The following is a 19,994-nucleotide window of genomic DNA, read 5'->3' on the forward strand; positions in this document are numbered from 1 at the left end:
TAATGCGGCCCGTACCGCAAACCGACACAGGTAGACGGGAAGAATATTCTCAGGCGCTCGGGTGAGCCGTGGAGAAGGAACTAGGCAAATTGACGCTGTAACTTCGGGATAAAGCGTCCCTACTTCGGTAGGGCACAGTAAAATGGTTCAACCAACTGTTTAACAAAAACACAGGGCTCTGCAAAATCGCAAGATGACGTATAGGGCCTGATACCTGCCCGGTGCTGGAAGGTTAAGGAAGGATGTTCGGGGTAACCCAAAGCTTCTGACTGAAGCCCCAGTAAACGGCGGCCGTAACTATAACGGTCCTAAGGTAGCGAAATTCCTTGTCGGGTAAGTTCCGACCTGCACGAATGGTCTAATGAGTTGAACACTGTCTCCTCCACGAGCCCGGTGAAATTGTAGTATCGGTGAAGATGCCGGTTACCCGCCACGGGACGGAAAGACCCCGTGAACCTTCACTACAACTTTGCATTGATTTTGAACAACCGATGTGTAGGATAGTTGGGAGACTGTGAAGTGGCCTCGCCAGGGGTCATGGAGTCATCGTTGAAATACCAACCTTCGTTTGTTTAGAGTCTAATCCCTTACGGGAAACAGTGCATGGTGGGTAGTTTGACTGGGGTGGTCGCCTCCTAAAAAGTAACGGAGGCTTGCAAAGGTTCCCTCAGTACGGTTGGTAATCGTACGTAGAGCGCATCAGTATAAGGGAGCTTGACTGTGAGACAGACGCGTCGAGCAGGGGCGAAAGCCGGCTGAAGTGATCCGGTGGTTCTGTATGGAAGGGCCATCGCTCAAAGGATAAAAGGTACTCCGGGGATAACAGGCTGATCTCCCCCAAGAGCTCATATCGACGGGGAGGTTTGGCACCTCGATGTCGGTTCGTCACATCCTGGGGCTGGAGAAGGTCCCAAGGGTTCGGCTGTTCGCCGATTAAAGTGGCACGTGAACTGGGTTCAGAACGTCGCAAGACAGTTCGGTCCCTATCTGTGGTGGGCGCAAGTAAATTGAGAGGACATGACCTTAGTACGAGAGGACCGGGTCGTACGTACCGCTGGTGTATCTGTTGTGCCGCCAGGTGCAGCGCAGAGTAGCTATGTACGGACAGGATAAACGCTGAAAGCATCTAAGCGTGAAACCTTCCTCAAGATGAGTTTACTTTTAAGGGTCGTCAGAGACGATGACGTTGATAGGCTACAGGTGTAAAGCTGGTGACAGCAAAGCCGAGTAGTACTAATTGCCCGTACGCTTTAATTTTTATTTATTTACTCCTCGTTTTAACAACGATTCCAATATGTCACCTTATTGTTGATTACTCGTAATCATCACCTTATTATGGTGGTTTTGCCGAGGGTGTTCACCTCTTCCCATCCCGAACAGAGAAGTTAAGCCCCTCATGGCCGATGGTACTGCACCACAATGCGGGAGAGTAGGTAGCTGCCATATTTATTAAAAAAAGCCTCGATCGAAAGATCCGAGGCTTTTTTGCATTTATACCCGCACACGCACACCTCCCACACACACAACTGATAAAGGCTAAAACATAGGCGAGGGCATTGATGGATCTCGAAAACAGGATAAAAAGGCGCAAGCTATTCCGGACAGCTGCCGGGCCCACCTAATGGAGATATAGTAAGAGCGCCGCCAGGGCGCTCTTACTATATACCTTATGGCCTTCACTTACTTTTTCGGAACCCGGAACACCGGGTACACCATATGACCCGGCTCGTAATAAGGTGAACGCTTATACACGAACTCGAGCTGGGCAAAGGCATTTTTCGCAAATGCCGTGTCGCGCCCGCGGCGCTCCTCGAGCGCAGCCTTCACCTCCGGGTGTTCCGCCAGGAAACGGGTCGCTGTTTCTTCGAATACATAATCAGAAAAACCTTCCTTCTGCCCGAGTATCGGGTCGAAGAAATTCCAGGAGAAATAACTGTCTTCGGCCTGCGGCTCCAGTGTTTCCACCAGGAAGCGAAGTCCCGGCTGATGCGTCGGGATATACCAGTCGCCCTTCCGGAAGCTTTGTTGGACCGTTCGCCTGCTCACCTGGGTACCACTGTTTACATGGTGTCCTTCGTACGGGCGCGGAGCGGCATTATAGCTTTCAATCCGGTAGGCTTCCACTGTAATGGCGGTGTCGTGTCCCAGGCGGCGCATTGAAATGCCATTCGCCTGTAGGCGGTCGGTCACTTTCCACCAGCCTTGCAGAATGATATAGGCTTCCGGTATGCTCACCGACAGCGTATCGCGGTACGTATTATAAAAAGGGATCTTTTTCTCATAGGGTTTGCTTTTATCGTAGTAAAGCCGCTGCAGGCCGGAGACGGTACTCGGCTTATAAGCTGCCTCATATCCTTTGAAGGTGATCTCGGTCTTCTGGTTTCGGTCCCACTTCCAGGCAATGGGAAGGGCAGTTGCTGCATACTGGCGGGTGAGGGTGGCTGTACGTAAGGAGCGTATTTCGGCGCCATGTGCCGCCAGGTAGTCGATAAAACATTCCATCAGCGCACGGGTGGCCGCCACCCGCTGCGGGTAGGGCTTCAGCATATGCGTTTCGGGTACGAAGCCGAAAGTGTTCCAGAGGGTGGTATATCCGCTCGAGTAACGCGGTGAGTCGAAGAATTCCGGCCATCCTTTGTCGGGTGTTTCGCCGAAATGGTTGACGTAAGGCACCAGGTCGAAGCCCTTTGCTTTCATCATCGGGTAAAGCGCCGGCTCAAAGGTCTTATTGAGATAATCGCCCATGGCCCCGCCCAGCTTGTTGTGCTGCGTAGTCAGCAGGGTCATTACGTGCTGGTAGTCGGCGCCGTTGCTCACATGGTTATCGAGAAAAACATCTGCATCCAGGTAGCGGAAGATCCGGGTAAAGGAAAGCGCATTGCGGCTGTCGGCCTTGATGAAATCGCGGTTCAGGTCGAGGTTTTGACCGTTGCCACGCGCGCCTTTCTCCAGCGGGCCGTTCTGGTCCACCCGCCAGCTGGCCGATCGGTTAAGCGCCCCGTCGATATTATACACCGGGATGATGGCCAGCACCACGTTGGCCGGCAACTGCCGCTTGCCCTGCACGATATCGCGCACAAGCAGCATAGAGGCGTCAATGCCGTCGGGCTCACCCGGGTGGATGCCGTTGTTGACAAACAAAATGGTTTTCCCTTTGGCATGGATCGACGCGGGGTCGAAGTCCCGGTCGCGCGAAACCAGCACTAGGTGGAGCGGCGCACCGGCATCGGTGCTGCCCATTTCGCGGATACGCAGCAGGGGCGAGGCTTTCGCCAGCTGCTGCCACCAGCTTATAGTTTCAGAATAGGGCGGAGTGCCATTGCCCGCATGTTGTTCAAAGTACGTCGGGAAGGCCTGCTTCTGGGCAGCCCCGTGCAGGGATGCGAGCAGGAGCCAGGGTAAGATCCGTTTATGCATGCGCTAATATAAGCGCCTTACCGGAGGCGGCATATCTGCATACAAAAAAGCCCCACGACATAGTCGGGGGCTCAAAAGCTTTTTATGAAGAAGCAGTAATTAAGCGGCGGCGTTGATGCGCTTGGCGAGCTTGCTCTTCAGGTTGCTGGCTTTGTTCTTGTGGATAACACCACGCTTAGCCAGTTTGTCGATCATTGCGATCACCGAAGGCGCTTTTTCGCCGGCAGCAGTCTTGTCGGTCAGCTCTTTCAGGTCGCGGATGGCATTACGGGTGGTTTTTCCATAATAACGGTTGCGCTCGCGACGCTTGGCGGACTGACGCACATCTTTCTTTGTTGCCTTATGATTAGCCATGTTCTTTTAATTTCGGAGAGCAAAGGTAAGGAAAATGTCTGATGTCTGATTTCTGATGTCTGATTTTTTTGTTAATGAGCTTTCCGCCAGGCCCGCCGATGCTTTGCTGTTCCGCAATCGTTGCCGCTGCCCGCCGCTTTGATTTTGCCCGTGTAACGGTTACAACGGTATATTTGCCTACCCAAAAAAATCTCTAAATCCCTTTTCATGAAGGATTTCTCGTTTGTCACGAACTCACATCCTGCCTATATAGAGAGCCTCTACCAAGATTTCGTTCAAAACCCCGAGGGCGTAGACCCGGAATACCGTAAATTTTTCGAAGGTTTTGATTTTGCCCTCAGCCAGGGTGTGAGCACCAACGGCGCATCCTCGGCCACCGTCAGCGGCGCGCCGGTTAGCGCCGATGCGCTGGTGAAGGAGTTTGCCGTTTACAACCTCATCCTGGCCTATCGCAAGAAAGGCCACCTGGTGGCCAGGACCAACCCGATCCGTGAGCGGAAAGACCGCGGCGCCAACCTGGAGCTTAAGTATTTCGGCCTTTCCGATGCCGATAAGAGCCAGAGCTTTGCCGCCGGCCAGTTCATCGGGCTTCCCGGTGCTACCCTGCAGCAGATCATCGATCGCCTCGAAAAGCTGTATTGCCACCATGTGGGGGTGGAGTACCAGTATATCGTAAATACGGAGCGCCTTGAATGGCTGCAACGGGAGATCGAAACGGAGATCGACAAGCCCCTGGCGCTGGAGAAGCGCCGCCGCATCCTGGAGAAGCTGAACCAGGGCGTGATCTTCGAGAAGTTCCTCCATACCAAATACATCGGCCAGAAGCGCTTTTCGCTTGAAGGCGGCGAGACCACTATCGCGGCCCTCGATGCCATGATCAATACCGGCGCCGAAGTAGGCGTGCAGGAAGTGGTGATCGGGATGGCCCACCGTGGCCGCCTCAACGTGCTGGCCAATATCATGGGCAAGACCTATGAGCACATCTTTTCCGAATTTGAAGGAACCGCCATCCCCGACCAGACGATGGGCAGCGGTGACGTAAAATACCACCTCGGCTACACTTCGGAGCACCAGACGCCCGCGGGCAAAACGGTACACCTGAAGCTGACTCCGAACCCCTCGCACCTGGAAGCCGTAGACCCGGTGGTACTGGGCTACTCGCGCGCCAAGGCCGATGTGCTGTACGGCTCCGAGTTCGACCGGGTGCTGCCCGTGCTTATCCACGGCGACGCCTCCGTGGCCGGCCAGGGCGTGGTGTACGAGATCCTGCAAATGAGCAACCTGCGCGGCTACAAGACCGGCGGCACCATGCACTTCGTCATCAACAACCAGATCGGCTTTACCACCGACTTCGACGACGCGCGCACCTCCGACTACAGCACTTCCCTCGCGGCTACCGTGCAGGCCCCCGTGCTCCACGTCAACGGCGACGATGCCGAAGCAGTGGTGAAATGCATGGAGATTGCCACCCGCTACCGCCAGGAGTTCAACTCCGATATCTTTATCGATATGGTGTGCTACCGGCGCCATGGTCACAACGAAGGCGATGATCCGAAGTTTACCCAGCCGGCGCTTTATTCGCTGATCGACAAGCACTCCAATCCCCGCGAACAATACGTGCAATACCTGATGGAGCACGGCGAAGCCGATGCCCAGGGGCTTGCCAAAGAGATGGAGCAGAAGTTCTGGAGCGATCTCCAGGAGCGTCTTGACGAAGTGAAACAAAACCCGCTTCCGTATAAATACCAGCAGCCCGACCTCGACTGGCAAAGCCTGCGCAAGGCCACCGGCGCTGATTTCGACGGCTCGCCGGCAACCGGGATTTCCGAAGAGCAATTCCGCAACCTGTTCAACGGCCTGATGAAATGGCCGGCCGACTTCAAGCCCCTGCGCAAGGTGGAAAAGATCCTGCAGGACAAGGTGAAGCTGTTTGAAGCCGAGCAGAAAATTGACTGGGCTACGGGTGAACTGCTTGCCTATGCGAGCCTCATGGCCGAAGGCCGCGATGTGCGTATGAGCGGGCAGGACGTGAAGCGCGGAACGTTTTCGCACCGCCACGCGGTCATCTACGACGAAGCCACCAACAAGGAATACAACCGCCTCAATGGTGCCGTGAACAGCAACGCGCAGTTCCGGATCTATAACTCGCTGCTGAGCGAGTACGCCGTGCTCGGTTTCGAATACGGCTACGCGCTGGCATCGCCTAATACGCTGGTGCTCTGGGAAGCCCAGTTCGGCGACTTTGCCAACGGCGCGCAGATCATCATCGACCAGTTCGTTGCCAGTGCCGAAACCAAGTGGCAGCGTATGAATGGTGTGGTGATGCTCCTGCCGCACGGCTACGAAGGCCAGGGCCCCGAACACTCCAGCGCCCGCCTCGAGCGCTTCCTGCAGCTCGCTGCTGAAAACAATATCGTGATCACCAATATCACCACGGCAGCCAACTTCTTCCATGCGCTGCGCCGCCAGCTGGCCTGGCCCTTCCGCAAGCCGCTGGTCAACTTCTCACCCAAAGCCAACCTGCGCCTGCAGGCGAGCTACTCGCCGGTGAGCGCCTTTACGCAGGGCGGCTTCCAGGAAGTGATCGATGACAGCAACATCAGCGATGCTTCTTCGGTGAAGAAGGTGCTGTTCTGCAGCGGCAAGGTTTATTACGACCTCGCCGACCGCCAGCAGAAAGACGGCCGCCAGGACGTTGCCATTGTGCGCCTTGAGCAGATCTTCCCGCTGCCGGTGAAGCAGCTGGAGGCCCTGCAGGCGAAATACCGCGGAGCCACCTGGTTCTGGGTACAGGAAGAGCCGCTCAATATGGGCGCCGCCGCCTTCCTGCGGATGAACCTGAACGCCATCAACTTCGGCATCATCAGCCGCCAGGCCTCTGCCTCCACCGCCAGCGGCTACAGCAAGGTGCATGCGCAGGAGCAGGCGGAGATTATTGAGACTGCATTTAATGTATGATCTCAGATCTCAGATCTGGGATCTGAGATCTGACTTCGATAGAATAAGCATAAATCGAAAAAACACATTTGGGATGATCGAGATCAAAGTACCTACCGTAGGCGAGTCGATAAATGAAGTAACGCTGGTAAAATGGCTGAAGCAGGACGGGGATTATGTAAACCGCGACGAGGTGATTGCCGAGCTGGAAAGCGAGAAGGCCACCTTCGAGGTAAACGCAGAGCAGGCCGGTGTGCTGAAGACCGTAGGCAAGGAAGGCGACACGCTGAATATCGGCGACGTGCTGGCGCAGATCGATGAGACGGCACCGAAGCCCGAAGGTGCTCCCGCAGAGGCTCCGAAGGCAGAAGCTCCGAAGCCGGAGGCCAAGCCTGCCGCGCAGCCGGCCGCTGCGGCCGCCCCGGTCACCTCCGTTCCCAATGATGTCAAGGCAACGCCCGTTGCATCGGCCATCATCGCCGATAAGAAAGTGGATCCCAAATCGATCCAGCCCAGCGGCTACAACGGCAAGATCCTGAAGGAGGATGTGCTCGAAGCCCTTTCCAACCCGGGCCGCAAGCCGGGCATCAGCGCCTTCAGCCGCGAGGAGAAGCGCGAGAAAATGAGCAACCTCCGCAAGACGGTCAGCCGCCGGCTCGTGGAAGCAAAAAATACCACGGCCATGCTCACCACCTTCAACGAGGTGGATATGGGCAAGATCATGGCGATCCGCACAGCCAACAAAGACAAGTTCAAAGAGTCGCACGGTGTGAACCTGGGCTTTATGTCCTTCTTCACCAAGGCTGTTTGCTTTGCCCTGCAGGAGTGGCCCGCCGTTAATGCATACATCGACGGCGACTCCATCGTTTACCACCAGTATTGCGATATCTCGATCGCGGTTTCCGCGCCCAAAGGCCTCGTGGTGCCGGTGATCCGTAACGCGGAAAGCCTCAGCATGGCGGAGATCGAGAAGAAGGTGCTGGAGCTTGCCGGCAAGGCGCGCGACAACAAACTCTCCATGGAGGAAATGCAGGGCGGCACCTTCACCATCACAAACGGCGGTGTGTTTGGCTCACTCATGTCGACACCCATCATCAACATCCCGCAGTCGGCCATCCTGGGCATGCACAAGATCCAGGAGCGCCCGATGGTGGTCAACGGCGAGATCGTGGTGCGCCCGATGATGTACCTGGCGCTCAGCTACGATCACCGCATCATCGACGGCCGCGAGTCGGTTTCCTTCCTCGTGCGTGTAAAGGAGCTGCTCGAAAACCCCGAGCTGCTGCTTTTCGGCAAAGACCCGCTGAAGGCGTTGCTGGAGCTGTAGAGAACAAGAGAACGAGATTTGAAGGCTTCCGTCAAGGGAGCCTTTTTATTTTCGGCATCTTTGCCGCATGAAGGTTGATGCCTATATCCGTTCCGCCAATACGATCCTGGGTCTTTATGATGGTAAGACGCCGTTTGCCGGCTGGCTGAAAGAGTACTTCCGAAAGGAAAAGAAATTCGGCTCGCGCGACCGGCGGATGGTGACGCAGTTGTGCTACGGCTATTTCCGGCTCGGCAACCTGCTGGCCGACCGCAGCCGGGAAGAACGGATCCTCTTCGCGCACGAAGTGCAAACGGGTGTGGCGTCACTGCCGGACGACCTGTTGGCCGTTTTCCCGCTGCGTGCTCATCTCTCACCCGAGATCGACGCTGTCGCATTTGTGCGGGCGCAGCTGGAACAACCCGACCTCTTTCTTCGTACACGCCCTGGTCGGCAGGCACAAGTAACACAAAAGCTGGAGGCTGCGGGCATTGGCTTTTCAGAGTGCGCGCCCGACTGCATCGCCCTCCCGAACGGCAGCAAGATCGACGAGGTGATTGCGATCGATGCTGACGCCGTGGTGCAGGACCGCAGCTCGCAGCGCGTGCTCGACGGACTTGTAGAAATACTGGATCCGGGAAAAAGCTTTTCGCTCTGGGATTGTTGCGCCGCCTCCGGCGGCAAATCGATCCTCGCCGCCGACCGCTTTCCGAAGGTGCAGCTTACTGCCTCCGATGTGCGCGAATCGATACTGCATAACCTCCGCAAGCGCTTCGCGCGGGCCGGCATCACCCGTTACCGCTCTTTTGTGGCCGACGTGGGCGCCTCTACTTTTTCTTTTCCGCACACCTTCGACGTTGTACTCTGCGATGCGCCCTGTTCGGGCTCGGGCACCTGGGGCCGCACACCGGAGCAACTTACGTATTTCACTGAGGACCGCATCGCGAACTATGCCAGCCTGCAGCGCCGCATCGCGGTGAACGCGCTGCAACAGGTGAAGAAGGGCGGTTACTTCCTGTATATAACCTGTTCGGTATTCGCGGCGGAGAATGAAGCCAATGTGGCCCTGCTGCAAAAAGAAAGCGGGCTGTCGTTGGTAGACGCCCGCTATTACAAAGGTTACGTTCAAAATGCCGATACGCTGTACGCGGCGCTCTTCCGCTTATAGTTTAATCAGCTCGCGGGTGCCCAGCAGCTGCCCGTTTCCATAAAGCGTTACGAAATACTTGCCTGCAGCCAGGCGGCCCAGCTGTAGCGGAATGAGGCTTGTCCCCGCCGGCAGCGCGCGCTTCTGGCGGTAGATCACTTTGCCCGATGCGTCGGTCACCTGCACCTGCAGATCGTTGGTGGCCGAAGGAAGCTGCACCCGCACAGCAAAGTTGCCGCGGGTAGGGTTGGGGAGCAGCAGGATACCGGTCTCGGGTAGTGTTGGCGTATTGATGGCCGTAGCAGTGCACCCCGCGCCGGTGCTTAGGGCGACTTCTTCGATCACAGCATCCGCATAGCTGGCCGGGTCGGTGTCGAATACCTGGCGGATGCGGATCGTGGTGGTACCGGCGGCGCCTGTGCCGCGGGCAAAATTGGTTGTGTAGATGCTGTTTGCAAAAACGGCATTGTTGCCTGCGGGGATGGTCATCACCGTGGTAAAGGCCGGCTCACCCGGGTTCTGGCGTTCAATGCGGTATTGCATCCCGGTCACGTCCTTGCTGGCCCAATGGAGCTGGATGTTGCAGGCCTGGTCGACGGTGGCAGTAGCGGTGGCATAATCGGCAGTGAGGTGAATCAGCGCCTTCTTTACATCCGGAATGCCAAACCCGATCGAGTCGTTGGGATTGGTGGCGCGGCTGCCCGATTGCCGGAGCGCGTCGATGATCTTCATGTTGTTGAACTCCCGGAAGCCCTGCCAGAGACAGGTAGCCAGGCCTGCGAGATTGGGGGTGGCGAAGGAGGTGCCGTTGCCGCCCGAGATCGCGCCGCCCGGGTACTGGATAATGGTTCCCACGCCTACCGAGGCCATGTCGGGCTTTACCTGCCCGTCGGCGGAGGGGCCACGCGAGGTAAAGGATGCCGCCACGCCGTTGTAAGTGACGGCGCCGACGGCCATCACCGAGTCGCCGTCGGCCGGCGTGATGATGCGGCCCCAGCTGTTGTTGCCTTCATTGCCGGCTGCAGCGGCCACCAGCAGTCCTTTCTTCGCGGCCAGGTCGGCGGCGATGACTGTCATGGTGGTGTTGCCGTTCATTTCCGAAAAGGGATGATTATAGCCCTGGAACGGTGAGTCGAAACTGTAATAGCCCAGCGATGAAGAGATGACGTCGCCGCCTGCGCTGTCGATGCGTTCGGCGCCGCAGGCCCAGTTGTGTTCCTCGATGGGCGTTTCGGTAGCGGCGTCTTCGGTGCGGAACAGATAAAAGTTCGAACGGAATGCGCTGCCCACAAAGGTGCCGGGCAGGTTCGCGGCGATGGTGCTGAAGCATTCCATGCCGTGGGCATTGTCTTCATTCACCGTACCGTCGAGGGCCACGAAATCGTAGATACCAAGGATCTGTCCGCGGCTGCGCACGCTATCGAGCGAAGGCACGCTGAGGTAATTGTTGTAGCCGGCATCCAGCATCCCGATGATCATACCCTCGCCGCGCAGGCCGATGTTGTGCAGGAAGTTGCCGTTGTGGATGCGGATCTGTGCGCCCGACTGCCCGTAGTCGACAGCGTCGGCGAGCACCTGGGTCTGGCGGGCATTGGCTGCGGCGCCGCGGTGCACCGGCTGCGCCAGCTTATCCGGAGCGCCGACGGCGTTGCCGGAAATGCGGAAAGAAATACTGTTGACCGAAACCACGAAGGGTAAGGCATTAATGCGGGCGATGGCATTGGCGTCGGTGGTGCGGATCGATACCTGGTTGAGCCATTTGGACGGGTTAAGGATCGTTACGCCCGGCACTGCGGCGATACTGTCGAGATAGCGCTGGGTGACGGGCAGGTCGGTACTGTCAAGCGCGATGCCGTAGCGCGTGCGGCGGTCGATTGCGCGTTGCGAGAGAAAGTCCCCGGGGTTGGCAAGTGAAAAGGTGTTGAATCCCTTGTTGCGCAGCTTCACCAGGTATCGGGTTTGCGCGCCGGCGTCGCTAAGCGACAGCACGAGTACGGCCAGTGCCAGGATTTTTTTCATGGTTTGCTTAGTTGTGCTGCAGGATGCTTCGCTCAACGCCAAAGCCGATATAGTAGGGGGTATTCGGCGGACCTGCGAATTGGTATTCCCACAAGATGTAGTTCTGGTATACCAAACCGATGCCAGCCGCCCACTTTGTAGTGTAGAGGCTTCGCGATGCGATAACGGTTTGCGGCGTGATGGGCAGGTTCACCGATTCGTCGACGGCATTGATCGTAAGCACATCGTTGTAATTCGTGCCGTTGATGTTTTCGCTCCCGCCGGTTTCCTGAACGGTAAAGTCCCAGTCGGCGATGTTGATCTCGCTTCCATAAGAATAAACGCCGCTATAGGGGGCGGTGCCGAGGTAGCGACCGCCTTTCCAGGAGGCGCCGGGGCGCAGGGGCGAAGCGAGCGAGATAAAGCGGAGGTTGTCCTCGAAAGTTTCAAGTGTGCTGCCGGTAAGGGTGAGCAGGTAGGTGCCGCGCGGGCTCCAGGCAGTAGTTCCGGCAGAGTCGCGCACCGAGCGGTACACCCGCCACGAAGGGCGGCCGAGGCCGTCGGTGATAAGCGAATCGACCACGTGGCGCTCCTGGTAGCGACGGTGCTCGATGTCGCGGCCCGAGTTGGTAAATATGGTTGAGTCGACGCTGTAGATGATGAACTTGCCCGGCTGCAGCTGCACGTATTGCGCCGGGGCGGCGGGAGTGAAATCCTCGGTTTTGGATTTACAGGCCAGCAGTGTCATTCCAAATAACAACACCAGCAGGAACGGACGGGTTTTTCGCATAAGATTTTTTCTTTCAATACGGGTGCCAGGGTACCCGGGGGAGATAAAGCTAGGGAGAAAATCCCTAATACCTGCCCAGACCTCACCCCCGGCCTCCCGCTTGTGGCGCCATAGGCTCTCCCCGGTAGGAGAGGGGGGCTGTTCCACATTCATTTCAGTTTGAACCTTTACGCAGATTGAACCTCAAAAGCAAAGCGCGGATGCTTTCGGCATCCGCGCTTTGCTTCGATATTCGATATTCCTTGTTCGCTATTCGATATTCAACCCGCCTCTTTGCCCCGGAAATGGGCCGGGGTAGGTCAATAGCGCTGAATAATTCCGCCGCCAATAACGTCGTTGCCCTCGTAGAACACCGCGCTCTGGCCGGGGGCGATGCCTTTGGCTTTTTCGAAAAACCGCACCTGCACGCCGTCGCCGGCGGGGATGAGTTCGGAGAAGGTGCCGGGGTCTTTATACCGGATCTTGGTCCTGGCCTCCATGCCTTCGCCGATGCCGTCGTACTTCACCCAGTTAACCTTTCCGACCGTCATCTCTTCCTTGTCGAGGTCGCCTTCTTCGCCGAGCGTGACGGTATTGGTTTCGGGATCGATGGCCGTTACGTACACGGGCTTGCCGAAGGTGATGTCGAGGCCCTTGCGCTGGCCGATGGTATAAAAGGGATAGCCCTTGTGTTGCCCGAGGATATTGCCTTCCTTGTCAACGAAGGCGCCACCGGCAACGCGCTCCTCGAGCCCGTCGACCTTACGGCGGAGGAAGCCGCGGTAGTCGTTGTCGGGCACGAAGCAGATCTCGTAGCTCTCGGCTTTCTTGGCCAGCTCCGGATAGCCGAAGTCGTGCGCCATCTGGCGGATCTCGGTCTTGCGGTAGTTGCCCAGCGGCAGGAGGGTGCGGCGCAGCAGGTCTTGCTGCAGGCCCCAGAGCACATAGCTCTGGTCTTTGGTTTCGTCGGTGCCCTTGGAAATGAAATAGCGGTCGTTGGCGGCGTTATGGCCGATCGACGCATAGTGACCCGTAGCGATGAACTCGCAGTCGAGGGCGTCGGCGCGCTTCAGCAGGGCCCGCCACTTGATGTGGGTGTTGCACAGCACGCAGGGGTTGGGGGTGCGGCCGGCGAGGTACTCATCCACGAAGTTCTCTACCACGAAAGAGCCGAACTCGTCGCGGATGTCGAGGATATAGTGGGGGAAGCCGTGCTGCACCGCGGCCATGCGGGCGTCGTTGAATGAATCGAGGTTGCAGCACCCGGTTTCTTTCTTGGAACCACCCGAGGCGGTGTAGTCCCAGGTTTTCATGGTGATGCCAACTACTTCATAGCCCTGCTCGTGGAGCATGAGGGCCGTTACGGTGCTGTCGATGCCGCCGCTCATGGCGACCAGCACTTTTCCTTTTTTGCTCATGTTTTCGGTCTGCCCGGGAGTTCAAAGCTCCGGCCAGGGCGCAAAAGTACGAAGGTTCTAAGGGTTCTGGATGTTCTTAAGGTTTTGGTAGGTTTTCGGGGCTGGACAAAAAAAAGACGGGTTGGAGCCCGTCTTTCAAAAGTATTTGCTGTGATGAAGATTAATCTTCAATGCGGTGTTGCTCGAAGTCGAAGCCTTCGCGGTTGCGGTAGCGTTCCCAGGCGGCGGGGTCGCCGTAGGGGCCCAGGTAGCGGGCATCGCCGAAGCCAAGGATGGGCCAGAAGACGAAGCCGAGCAGCACCATGCCTACCGTAAAGCCTTCGTCTTTGCCAAAGCTTTTGGCGATCATATTGTACATCCAGATAAGGAACACATAGTTGACCAGCGGGATGAGGAGAAGCACCAGCCACCAGCCCGGCTTGCCGGCGATCTTAAGCATGATATACAGGTTGTAAAAAGGGATGATGGCAGCCCACCCGGGCTGGTCGGCCTTTTGAAAAACACGCCAGAAGGCGGCGAACATGAACACGACTATGGAAAGAATAAATAGGACGAAAAGCAGCATAAAAAGTGGTTTTGGTACGTGGAAGATAATGGATTTCTGCATTTTGTAACAGCCCGGCCGGTGCGGCGTGCGTTGTGTACGGTTATCTTCGCGCCATGAAGCTGATGATCGCCATCCTGGGAATCCTGCTGCTGGGCTCGTGCAACGGGCAGGATAACGCCAAGTCCGCCACTGCGGGCACTGAAAAGAAGACCACCGCCACGCCGAAACCGGCCGAGCCCGGGCAGCCCGCGGGCACCGGCGCTGTGCTCGACACGGCCCGCTACAACTACCTGATGAAGTATGTTGCCAACGGCGACACTACGGGCCGCTGGCCGGTGAAAGGACAGCCTTACCCGCTTCCCGGCGCTATCCTGCCTTTCTACCGCCCGGTTGCATACTATGGCAACCTGTATTCAAATAAGATGGGTGCCCTCGGCAAATGGCCCAAGGCCCAGATGATCCCCAACCTGCTGGCCGAGGTGAAGAAGTGGAACGAGGCCGATACCGTGATCAAATCGATCCCCTCGCTGCACTATATCGCTGTAACCGCGCAGGGCGCGCCCGGCAAGGATGGCAAGTTCCGCTACCGGATGCCCCACCACCAGATCGACACGATCCTGAACTGGGCCAAGGAGATTAATGCCCTTGTGTTCATCGACGTGCAGATCGGTCTCAGCACGCTCCAGGACGAGATCCCGCTGTTTGAGAAATACCTGTCGCTGCCCAACGTACACCTCGGCATCGACCCCGAATTCGCCATGCTCGGAAAGGGCGGCAAGAAGCCCGGATCGGTCATCGGCACGCTCGATGCCAGCGACATCAACTGGGTGGGCGACTACCTGGCCAACCTGGTGCGGAAGAACAACCTGCCGCCCAAGTTGTTCATGGTGCACCGCTTCACCAAAGGCATGGTGACCAATTATGACAAGATCAAGCTGCGCCCCGAGCTGCAGGTGATCATGGATATGGACGGCTGGGGCCCCCCGGACCTGAAAAAAGGCACCTACCGCTATTGGATCAACGAGCAGCCCGTACAGTGGACCGGCTTCAAGCTGTTCTACGTGAACGACGTGGAGAAGTCGGGCCAGAAGGAAATGATGACCCGTGAGCAGGTGCTTGCGCTGAAGCCGAAGCCGATCTACATTCAATACCAGTAAGGAATTTTTAGGTGTCGGATGTCCGATGTCTGATGTACAAAAGGGCTGCGTAGCAGCCCTTTTGTCATTGCAAGCGGAGCGAAGCAAACTCCTGATTTACGCAGGTTAGTCCGCGACCGAAAGATTTTCGAACTAAAGCCTTCTCGGGTTACGAGCAGTCTTAAGGTCGGGGAGTTTGCTTCGCTCCGCTCGCAATGACGCCTTTGGCGTCGCGCAAGCGACGCCAAAGGCACTTGCCGCGCTTCGCGCATTCACGATTGACGATTGCCGATTCACGGCTTCAGCATCGTATGTACAACGATATAACCGACAATCACCAGCAGCAGTACGACAACGAGGGTGACGAGCAGCCAGGGCTCCACGGCTACGTTGAGCTTGCGGCGACGGGCCTTGCGCTTTTGGGTCTTCTTTTTCAGGTCCTGGTTGAGGGCTTCGATAATGCCGGGGAGTGCTTTTTTGTCGGGAAGCTGCTGCAGGCCCTCGAGCGCTTCGGCCTCGAACTCGGCGTCGAGCAGCTGGGCTTCCAGCTCGTGCTGCTTTTCGGGCGCGAGGCGGCCTTCCAGGTAGCGCAGCAACGTTTCCTGGTCAACCTCCGGGTTGAGGTGGGTCAATATGTCTTTGAGGCGCTCGTTCATTGCGGGTTCTCCTTCAGCTTGCGCTCCAGCAGGATGCGGAGGTTGCGCTTTCCGTTCTGTATATAGCTTTTTACCTGCATGCCGCTGTAGCCGGTGTGCTCCGCGATCTGCTGGTAGCTTTTCTTTTCCAGGTAAAACAAAGTTACGCACTGGCGCTGCTCGGGTGTGAGTTCCTGCAGTGCTCCTTCCAGCAGGTGAAAGGTGCGTTCGTTGGCGAGCAGTTCCTCGCGCCGGTCCTCGTCGGCGGCGTGCGGGTGGTTGTCGATGTCCTGCACCCGGTGGCCGTTGCCGCTGCGGAGCTTCATGAGGCAATGGTTCTTGGCCACCATATACACCCACGATTTGAAGAACTCGATCTTGAAACGGCCGGCATCCGTGAGTACTTTCAAAAACACCTGCTGCACCGCGTCGCGCGCTTCGTGTTCGTCTTTGAGGTATTTCATGCAGACGCCGAAGAGCAGCATGGTGTAGCGCTCCAGCAGGTGCCCGAGCCATTCCGCGTCGCGGGTGGCATAGTACTGCGCCAGCAGGTCGTTGTCGGTCATATCGTCGGGACGGCGCGCCTTCACGTGGGGAAGATAAGTCTTTGGTATGGGATGCGGGGTGGCGGGAGATTCCATAAACGTGAGCCGTGAACCGTCAGCCATGAGCGGTTTCGCCTCATAACAAAGAACGTCCCGCTTTCGGCGGGACGTTCTTTTATAACTGCGCTTGCGTCTTCACTGCCCTGGGTTCACGGCTCAGGATTCCACCTGCGTCACTTCATTGCTCTTCGCCACGTCCTTGATCTTCTTGTCGAGGAAGAGCATCTTGAGAGCGACGATGATGAGCATGCAGGCAAAGACTTTCTTTACCGTTTCCTGGGGCAGCGCCAGGGCGATCTTGCTGCCGAAGTAGCCGCCGATAACAAAGCCGGCGGAAACCAGCCACACCGCTTTCGGGTCGACGTAGCCCTGCCTGTAAAAATTCCACACCGCCAGGATGCCTACGGGCAGCAGGAGAATGCCCAGGGAGGTGCCCTGTGCCATCTTCTGTGAGTAACCCATGAAATACACCAGCGCGGGCACGATGACGATGCCGCCGCCGATGCCGACGAGGCCACCAAGTACGCCGGCCGCCAGGCCAACGAGCAGCAGGATCAGGACGATTTGTGTGGACATAGCAAGCGTTTAACGATTAGGACATGAAGGTGTCGTTGTATAAAGCTATGGCGTCTTCAACGATTTTGTAAGCCGTTTCGCGCGGCTGGAAGGCGTCGATGATCACCTGCTTGTTCTCCAGCACCTTGTACTGCTCAAAGTAGTTGCGCAGCTCGTTGAAGAAGTGCTTCGGCAGGTCTTCGATGTCGCGCATATGGCTCACCGACGGGTCGTTGGTGGCGATGGCGATGATCTTGTCGTCCTCTTCGCCGTTGTCGATCATCTGCATGTTGCCGATGACGGTAGCCTCTACGAGGCAAAGCGCCTGGATGGACTGGGAGCAGAGCACCAGGATGTCCAGCGGGTCGCCGTCGAGGCCGAGGGTGCGGGGAATAAAGCCATAGTTGACCGGGTAGTGGAAGGAAGAGTAGATGACGCGGTCGAGGCGCAGGAGCCCGGTTTCCTTGTCGATTTCATACTTCGTGCGCGAGCCCTGCGGGATCTCGATAAGTGCGTTTACGTTCCGCGGGGCGTCGTCGCCGGTAGTGGCGCCGTGCCAGGGGTGCAGCACCTGCAGGGTGGGTGTTTTTTTCATCCGTGTATCAGTTTGTAGCCGGCAAAGGTAGCCAGCAAACCACCCCCGAAAGTCGCGGCGGCATATAAAAGAAATGCGCCGCTGCGGCCGCTCTGCAGTAGCAGGTTGCTTTCATAGGAGAATGCCGACAGGGTGGTGAATCCGCCACAGAAGCCGGTCATCAGCAGGATGCGTCCGAAGTCGTTCAGCAGCGTTTTCGAGGCCAGTCCCCAGAGCACCCCGATGAGCAGGCAGCCCAGGATGTTGACGGCCAGGGTTCCGCCCGGGAAAGCGCTCCTGTTGAGCAGACCCTGCAGCACATAGCGAAGCATACTCCCGGCCGCGCCGCCAATACCGACATAAAGCACCCCTTTCATCGCTTACCCGTGCTGTCGCTGCGCAGCAGCGTGTATTTGAGATCCACCAGCCACTGCCCGTTGCGGCGTACTACGCGCAGGTCGTTCTTCGCCTTTTTGTAGGAGTTGTCGTAGGTGATGATGCTGGTGCTGTCGTCGATCTTGCGGGTGTCGTAAATAACGATGGACGACTGCCGGTAGTTGATGTTTTCCTCGCGGCTCAGGGTAGCGCGGCGCTCTTCGGCCAGGCGCAAAAGTTCCGCATTGGCGGAATCGGGGAGCAGGTAGGCCTGCGCCTCGCGGAAGTCGTTGTTGAGGGAGGCGCGGATGAAGTTGCGCGCCGCATCCACGTCGCTATCGGAGGAGGGGTTGCTTTTTTGTTCCGAGCAGCTTATAAAAAAAGCAGGAACAAAAAGCAGTCCGTAGATCTTGCTTTTCATTCCTGCAAAGAAAGGATTTAACCGCGAACCGGCTATGGTGCCTGCGGGGCGTCGTCGGGGCGCCGGGGAGCGAAGCGCTGGCGGCGTTCGGCGCGCTCGGCTTCTTCTTCCTCCATTTCGCGCTGGCCTTCCTTGTCGTATGCCTTGAGGATGGCCTTCACGAGGCGGTGACGTACCACGTCTTCTTCGTCCAGCTCTATATAGCCGATGCCGTCGATGTTGCGCAGGATCTTGCTGGCTTTCAGCAGGCCCGAGCGCTGGTTGCGCGGAAGGTCCACCTGCGTAACGTCGCCGGTGATGATCGCCTTGGCGTTACCGCCGATGCGGGTAAGGAACATCTTCAGCTGCAGGTCGGTAGCATTCTGGGCTTCGTCGAGGATGATGAAGCAGTTGTCGAGCGTACGGCCACGCATGTAAGCAAGGGGCGCGATCTCGATGGTGCGTGTAGACATGTAGTATCCGAGCTTGTCGGCCGGGATCATGTCGTCGAGCGCATCATAGAGCGGGCGCAGGTACGGATCGATCTTTTCCTTCAGGTCGCCGGGCAGGAAGCCGAGGCTTTCACCAGCTTCCACGGCGGGGCGCGTGAGGATGATCTTCTTTACCACCTTGTTCTTGAGGGCACGTACGGCCATGGCAACGGCGGTATAGGTTTTACCTGTACCGGCGGGCCCGATGGCGAAGACAACGTCGTTCTTTTCGGCGGCTGATACCAGCAGCTTCTGGTTGGCGGTGCGGGCGCGTACGGTCTTGCCGTTGGGCCCGAACACCAGCACTTCAGCAGGGTTGCGCTCCACGAAGTTGTCGACCGTTTCAGCGTCGTCGCCGCCAAGGATCTGTTCAAAATAATTGTCACTCATATGGCCGTTCCTTTCGAGGTACTGAACCAGTAATTCGATCTTTTCGCGTGCGCCGTCCACCTGTTCGGGTGCGCCACTGAGTTTGAGCTGGGTGCCACGGGAAAGGATCTTGAGCAGCGGGAATTTTTTCTTGAGGATGTCGAGCTTTCCGTTGTTGACGCCAAAGAATTCAATGGGGTTAACGGTTTCGAGGTTGATAATCGTGTCTCTCAATTCGGGTAGAATTTAATGTTACAATCCGGGTAGCGATCCGGCAGGACTTCCAAGTTTTCCTGGACTACAATACAGGGTCCGCTGGACCGGGATAGTGTAGTGACTTGTACACAGTATCGAATTAAAAAACTATGCCGTAAATCCACAAATTAAGTTATTCAGAATGCCTTGTGGATAACGGGCTGCAGACGGTGGCTTTTAGGTTTTCATTCGCTTCTGGGTGGCGTTTTCCGGGATCATCACGGTTTCCAAATTTACAAAAAAGAGCGCCCTTGCCACGTTATCGAACTGTTACAAAACGGGGCGTTTACCGTACAGTTGGGGCGCTTCCGGTGCGGGTTTTGTGACACCATGGAAAAATAGCAAGTTATGAACAAGATCGAAAACAGTTCTTCCTCAAATCAATCGCAGCGCCCGCATCAGGAAGGGCAGATGAACAATACGCCGCCCGGTAGCCGCAACAACAGTCAGGTTATGCGCGATATCAACCCGGGCAACAAAAAAAGCGTCAACCAGACCGGCGCCGGCGCTTCTGAAACGGAAAGCGACCGCGCCAACCGCAACGAGGACGAAGGGGTCCGGGGCGGCAACAGTAGCATTTAGGGAATGTCCGATGTCCGATCTCGGGTGTCTGATTTAAGTGGGCTATGAAAAAAGGATCGCACTGCGATCCTTTTTTTGTCCGCATGCAGCTGGTTATCCCTTACCCGATCCAACCAGACATCCA

Annotated in this window: 18 protein-coding genes and 2 rRNA genes; 7 read left to right on the plus strand and 13 right to left on the minus strand. The window is 57.1% G+C overall.

The annotated features are described in order from the left end of the window. Together EPD60_RS14035 and rrf are read left to right on the plus strand one after the other, a co-directional pair. A 23S ribosomal RNA gene (locus tag EPD60_RS14035) occupies positions 1-1,258 on the plus strand; the annotation flags it as partial. 76 nt (positions 1,259-1,334) lie between these two features. Then, positions 1,335-1,446, plus strand: a 5S ribosomal RNA gene (gene rrf / locus EPD60_RS14040). Positions 1,447-1,680: 234 nt separating this feature from the next. Here rrf and EPD60_RS14045 read toward each other — a convergent pair. Both EPD60_RS14045 and rpsT read right to left on the minus strand, forming a co-directional pair. Further along, positions 1,681-3,417, minus strand: coding sequence for a M14 family metallopeptidase (locus tag EPD60_RS14045; RefSeq protein ID WP_131450154.1), 1,737 nt, complete (start codon positions 3,415-3,417; stop codon positions 1,681-1,683). Positions 3,418-3,516: 99 nt separating this feature from the next. After that, a complete protein-coding gene (rpsT, locus tag EPD60_RS14050; RefSeq protein WP_131450155.1) occupies positions 3,517-3,771 on the minus strand; it encodes a 30S ribosomal protein S20 in 255 nt (84 codons plus the stop codon). 207 nt (positions 3,772-3,978) lie between these two features. On the opposite strand from rpsT, the gene EPD60_RS14055 reads away from it, so the two are divergent. From EPD60_RS14055 to EPD60_RS14065, 3 genes are all read left to right on the plus strand, one after another. After that, positions 3,979-6,729, plus strand: coding sequence for a 2-oxoglutarate dehydrogenase E1 component (locus tag EPD60_RS14055; protein WP_131450156.1), 2,751 nt, complete (start codon positions 3,979-3,981; stop codon positions 6,727-6,729). A gap of 73 nt (positions 6,730-6,802) precedes the next feature. Beyond that, positions 6,803-8,035: a 2-oxoglutarate dehydrogenase complex dihydrolipoyllysine-residue succinyltransferase gene (gene odhB, locus EPD60_RS14060; RefSeq protein WP_131450157.1), complete on the plus strand. Its 1,233-nt coding sequence runs from the start codon at positions 6,803-6,805 to the stop codon at positions 8,033-8,035. Between the two features lie 67 nt (positions 8,036-8,102). Next, entirely contained in the window at positions 8,103-9,182 is a 1,080-nt protein-coding gene (locus EPD60_RS14065) for an RsmB/NOP family class I SAM-dependent RNA methyltransferase (protein ID WP_131450158.1), read from the plus strand. On the opposite strand, the gene EPD60_RS14070 is transcribed toward EPD60_RS14065, so the two are convergent. The 4 genes from EPD60_RS14070 to EPD60_RS14085 form a co-directional block, all read right to left on the minus strand. After that, positions 9,177-11,180 carry a S8 family peptidase gene (locus EPD60_RS14070; RefSeq protein WP_131450159.1) on the minus strand — a complete coding sequence of 668 codons (2,004 nt, stop codon included), beginning with the start codon at positions 11,178-11,180 and terminating at the stop codon, positions 9,177-9,179. The two genes, EPD60_RS14065 and EPD60_RS14070, sit on opposite strands and share 6 nt — an antisense overlap. 7 nt (positions 11,181-11,187) lie before the next feature. Further along, the gene (locus EPD60_RS14075; protein WP_131450160.1) at positions 11,188-11,949 is read right to left on the minus strand and encodes a hypothetical protein; all 762 of its coding nucleotides are present in this window, start codon (positions 11,947-11,949) and stop codon (positions 11,188-11,190) included. Positions 11,950-12,248: 299 nt separating this feature from the next. Next, the gene (gene mnmA / locus EPD60_RS14080) at positions 12,249-13,346 is read right to left on the minus strand and encodes a tRNA 2-thiouridine(34) synthase MnmA (protein WP_131450161.1); all 1,098 of its coding nucleotides are present in this window, start codon (positions 13,344-13,346) and stop codon (positions 12,249-12,251) included. A gap of 160 nt (positions 13,347-13,506) precedes the next feature. Then, the gene (locus EPD60_RS14085; RefSeq protein ID WP_131450162.1) at positions 13,507-13,911 is read right to left on the minus strand and encodes a DUF5684 domain-containing protein; all 405 of its coding nucleotides are present in this window, start codon (positions 13,909-13,911) and stop codon (positions 13,507-13,509) included. A 95-nt stretch (positions 13,912-14,006) separates the two neighbouring features. Between EPD60_RS14085 and EPD60_RS14090 the strand changes: the two genes are divergently transcribed. Next, entirely contained in the window at positions 14,007-15,050 is a 1,044-nt protein-coding gene (locus EPD60_RS14090) for a hypothetical protein (protein ID WP_131450163.1), read from the plus strand. 272 nt (positions 15,051-15,322) lie between these two features. On the opposite strand, the gene EPD60_RS14095 is transcribed toward EPD60_RS14090, so the two are convergent. The 7 genes from EPD60_RS14095 to EPD60_RS14125 form a co-directional block, all read right to left on the minus strand. After that, positions 15,323-15,685, minus strand: coding sequence for an anti-sigma factor (locus EPD60_RS14095; RefSeq protein WP_131450164.1), 363 nt, complete (start codon positions 15,683-15,685; stop codon positions 15,323-15,325). Further along, positions 15,682-16,332, minus strand: a complete 651-nt coding sequence (locus tag EPD60_RS14100) for an RNA polymerase sigma factor (RefSeq protein ID WP_243647839.1) — start codon at positions 16,330-16,332, stop codon at positions 15,682-15,684. The genes EPD60_RS14095 and EPD60_RS14100 overlap by 4 nt, the downstream gene beginning before the upstream one ends. A 93-nt stretch (positions 16,333-16,425) precedes the next feature. Continuing rightward, positions 16,426-16,845, minus strand: coding sequence for a sulfite exporter TauE/SafE family protein (locus EPD60_RS14105; RefSeq protein WP_131450165.1), 420 nt, complete (start codon positions 16,843-16,845; stop codon positions 16,426-16,428). A gap of 16 nt (positions 16,846-16,861) precedes the next feature. Further along, complete coding sequence (locus EPD60_RS14110) at positions 16,862-17,419, minus strand: inorganic diphosphatase (RefSeq protein WP_207896686.1); 558 nt, start codon at positions 17,417-17,419, stop codon at positions 16,862-16,864. Continuing rightward, the gene (gene crcB, locus EPD60_RS14115; protein WP_131450166.1) at positions 17,416-17,775 is read right to left on the minus strand and encodes a fluoride efflux transporter CrcB; all 360 of its coding nucleotides are present in this window, start codon (positions 17,773-17,775) and stop codon (positions 17,416-17,418) included. The genes EPD60_RS14110 and crcB overlap by 4 nt, the downstream gene beginning before the upstream one ends. Beyond that, entirely contained in the window at positions 17,772-18,194 is a 423-nt protein-coding gene (locus EPD60_RS14120) for a nuclear transport factor 2 family protein (protein ID WP_131450167.1), read from the minus strand. The genes crcB and EPD60_RS14120 overlap by 4 nt, the downstream gene beginning before the upstream one ends. Before the next feature lie 32 nt (positions 18,195-18,226). Further along, positions 18,227-19,267 carry a PhoH family protein gene (locus EPD60_RS14125; protein ID WP_131450168.1) on the minus strand — a complete coding sequence of 347 codons (1,041 nt, stop codon included), beginning with the start codon at positions 19,265-19,267 and terminating at the stop codon, positions 18,227-18,229. 369 nt (positions 19,268-19,636) lie between these two features. Between EPD60_RS14125 and EPD60_RS14130 the strand changes: the two genes are divergently transcribed. Beyond that, on the plus strand, positions 19,637-19,870 hold the full coding sequence (locus tag EPD60_RS14130) for a hypothetical protein (protein ID WP_131450169.1): 234 nt from the start codon (positions 19,637-19,639) through the stop codon (positions 19,868-19,870). Positions 19,871-19,994 lie beyond the last annotated feature (124 nt).

Origin of the sequence: Flaviaestuariibacter flavus (assembly GCF_004337505.1) — a bacterium.
Taxonomy (GTDB): Bacteria; Bacteroidota; Bacteroidia; order Chitinophagales; family Chitinophagaceae; genus Flavisolibacter; species Flavisolibacter flavus.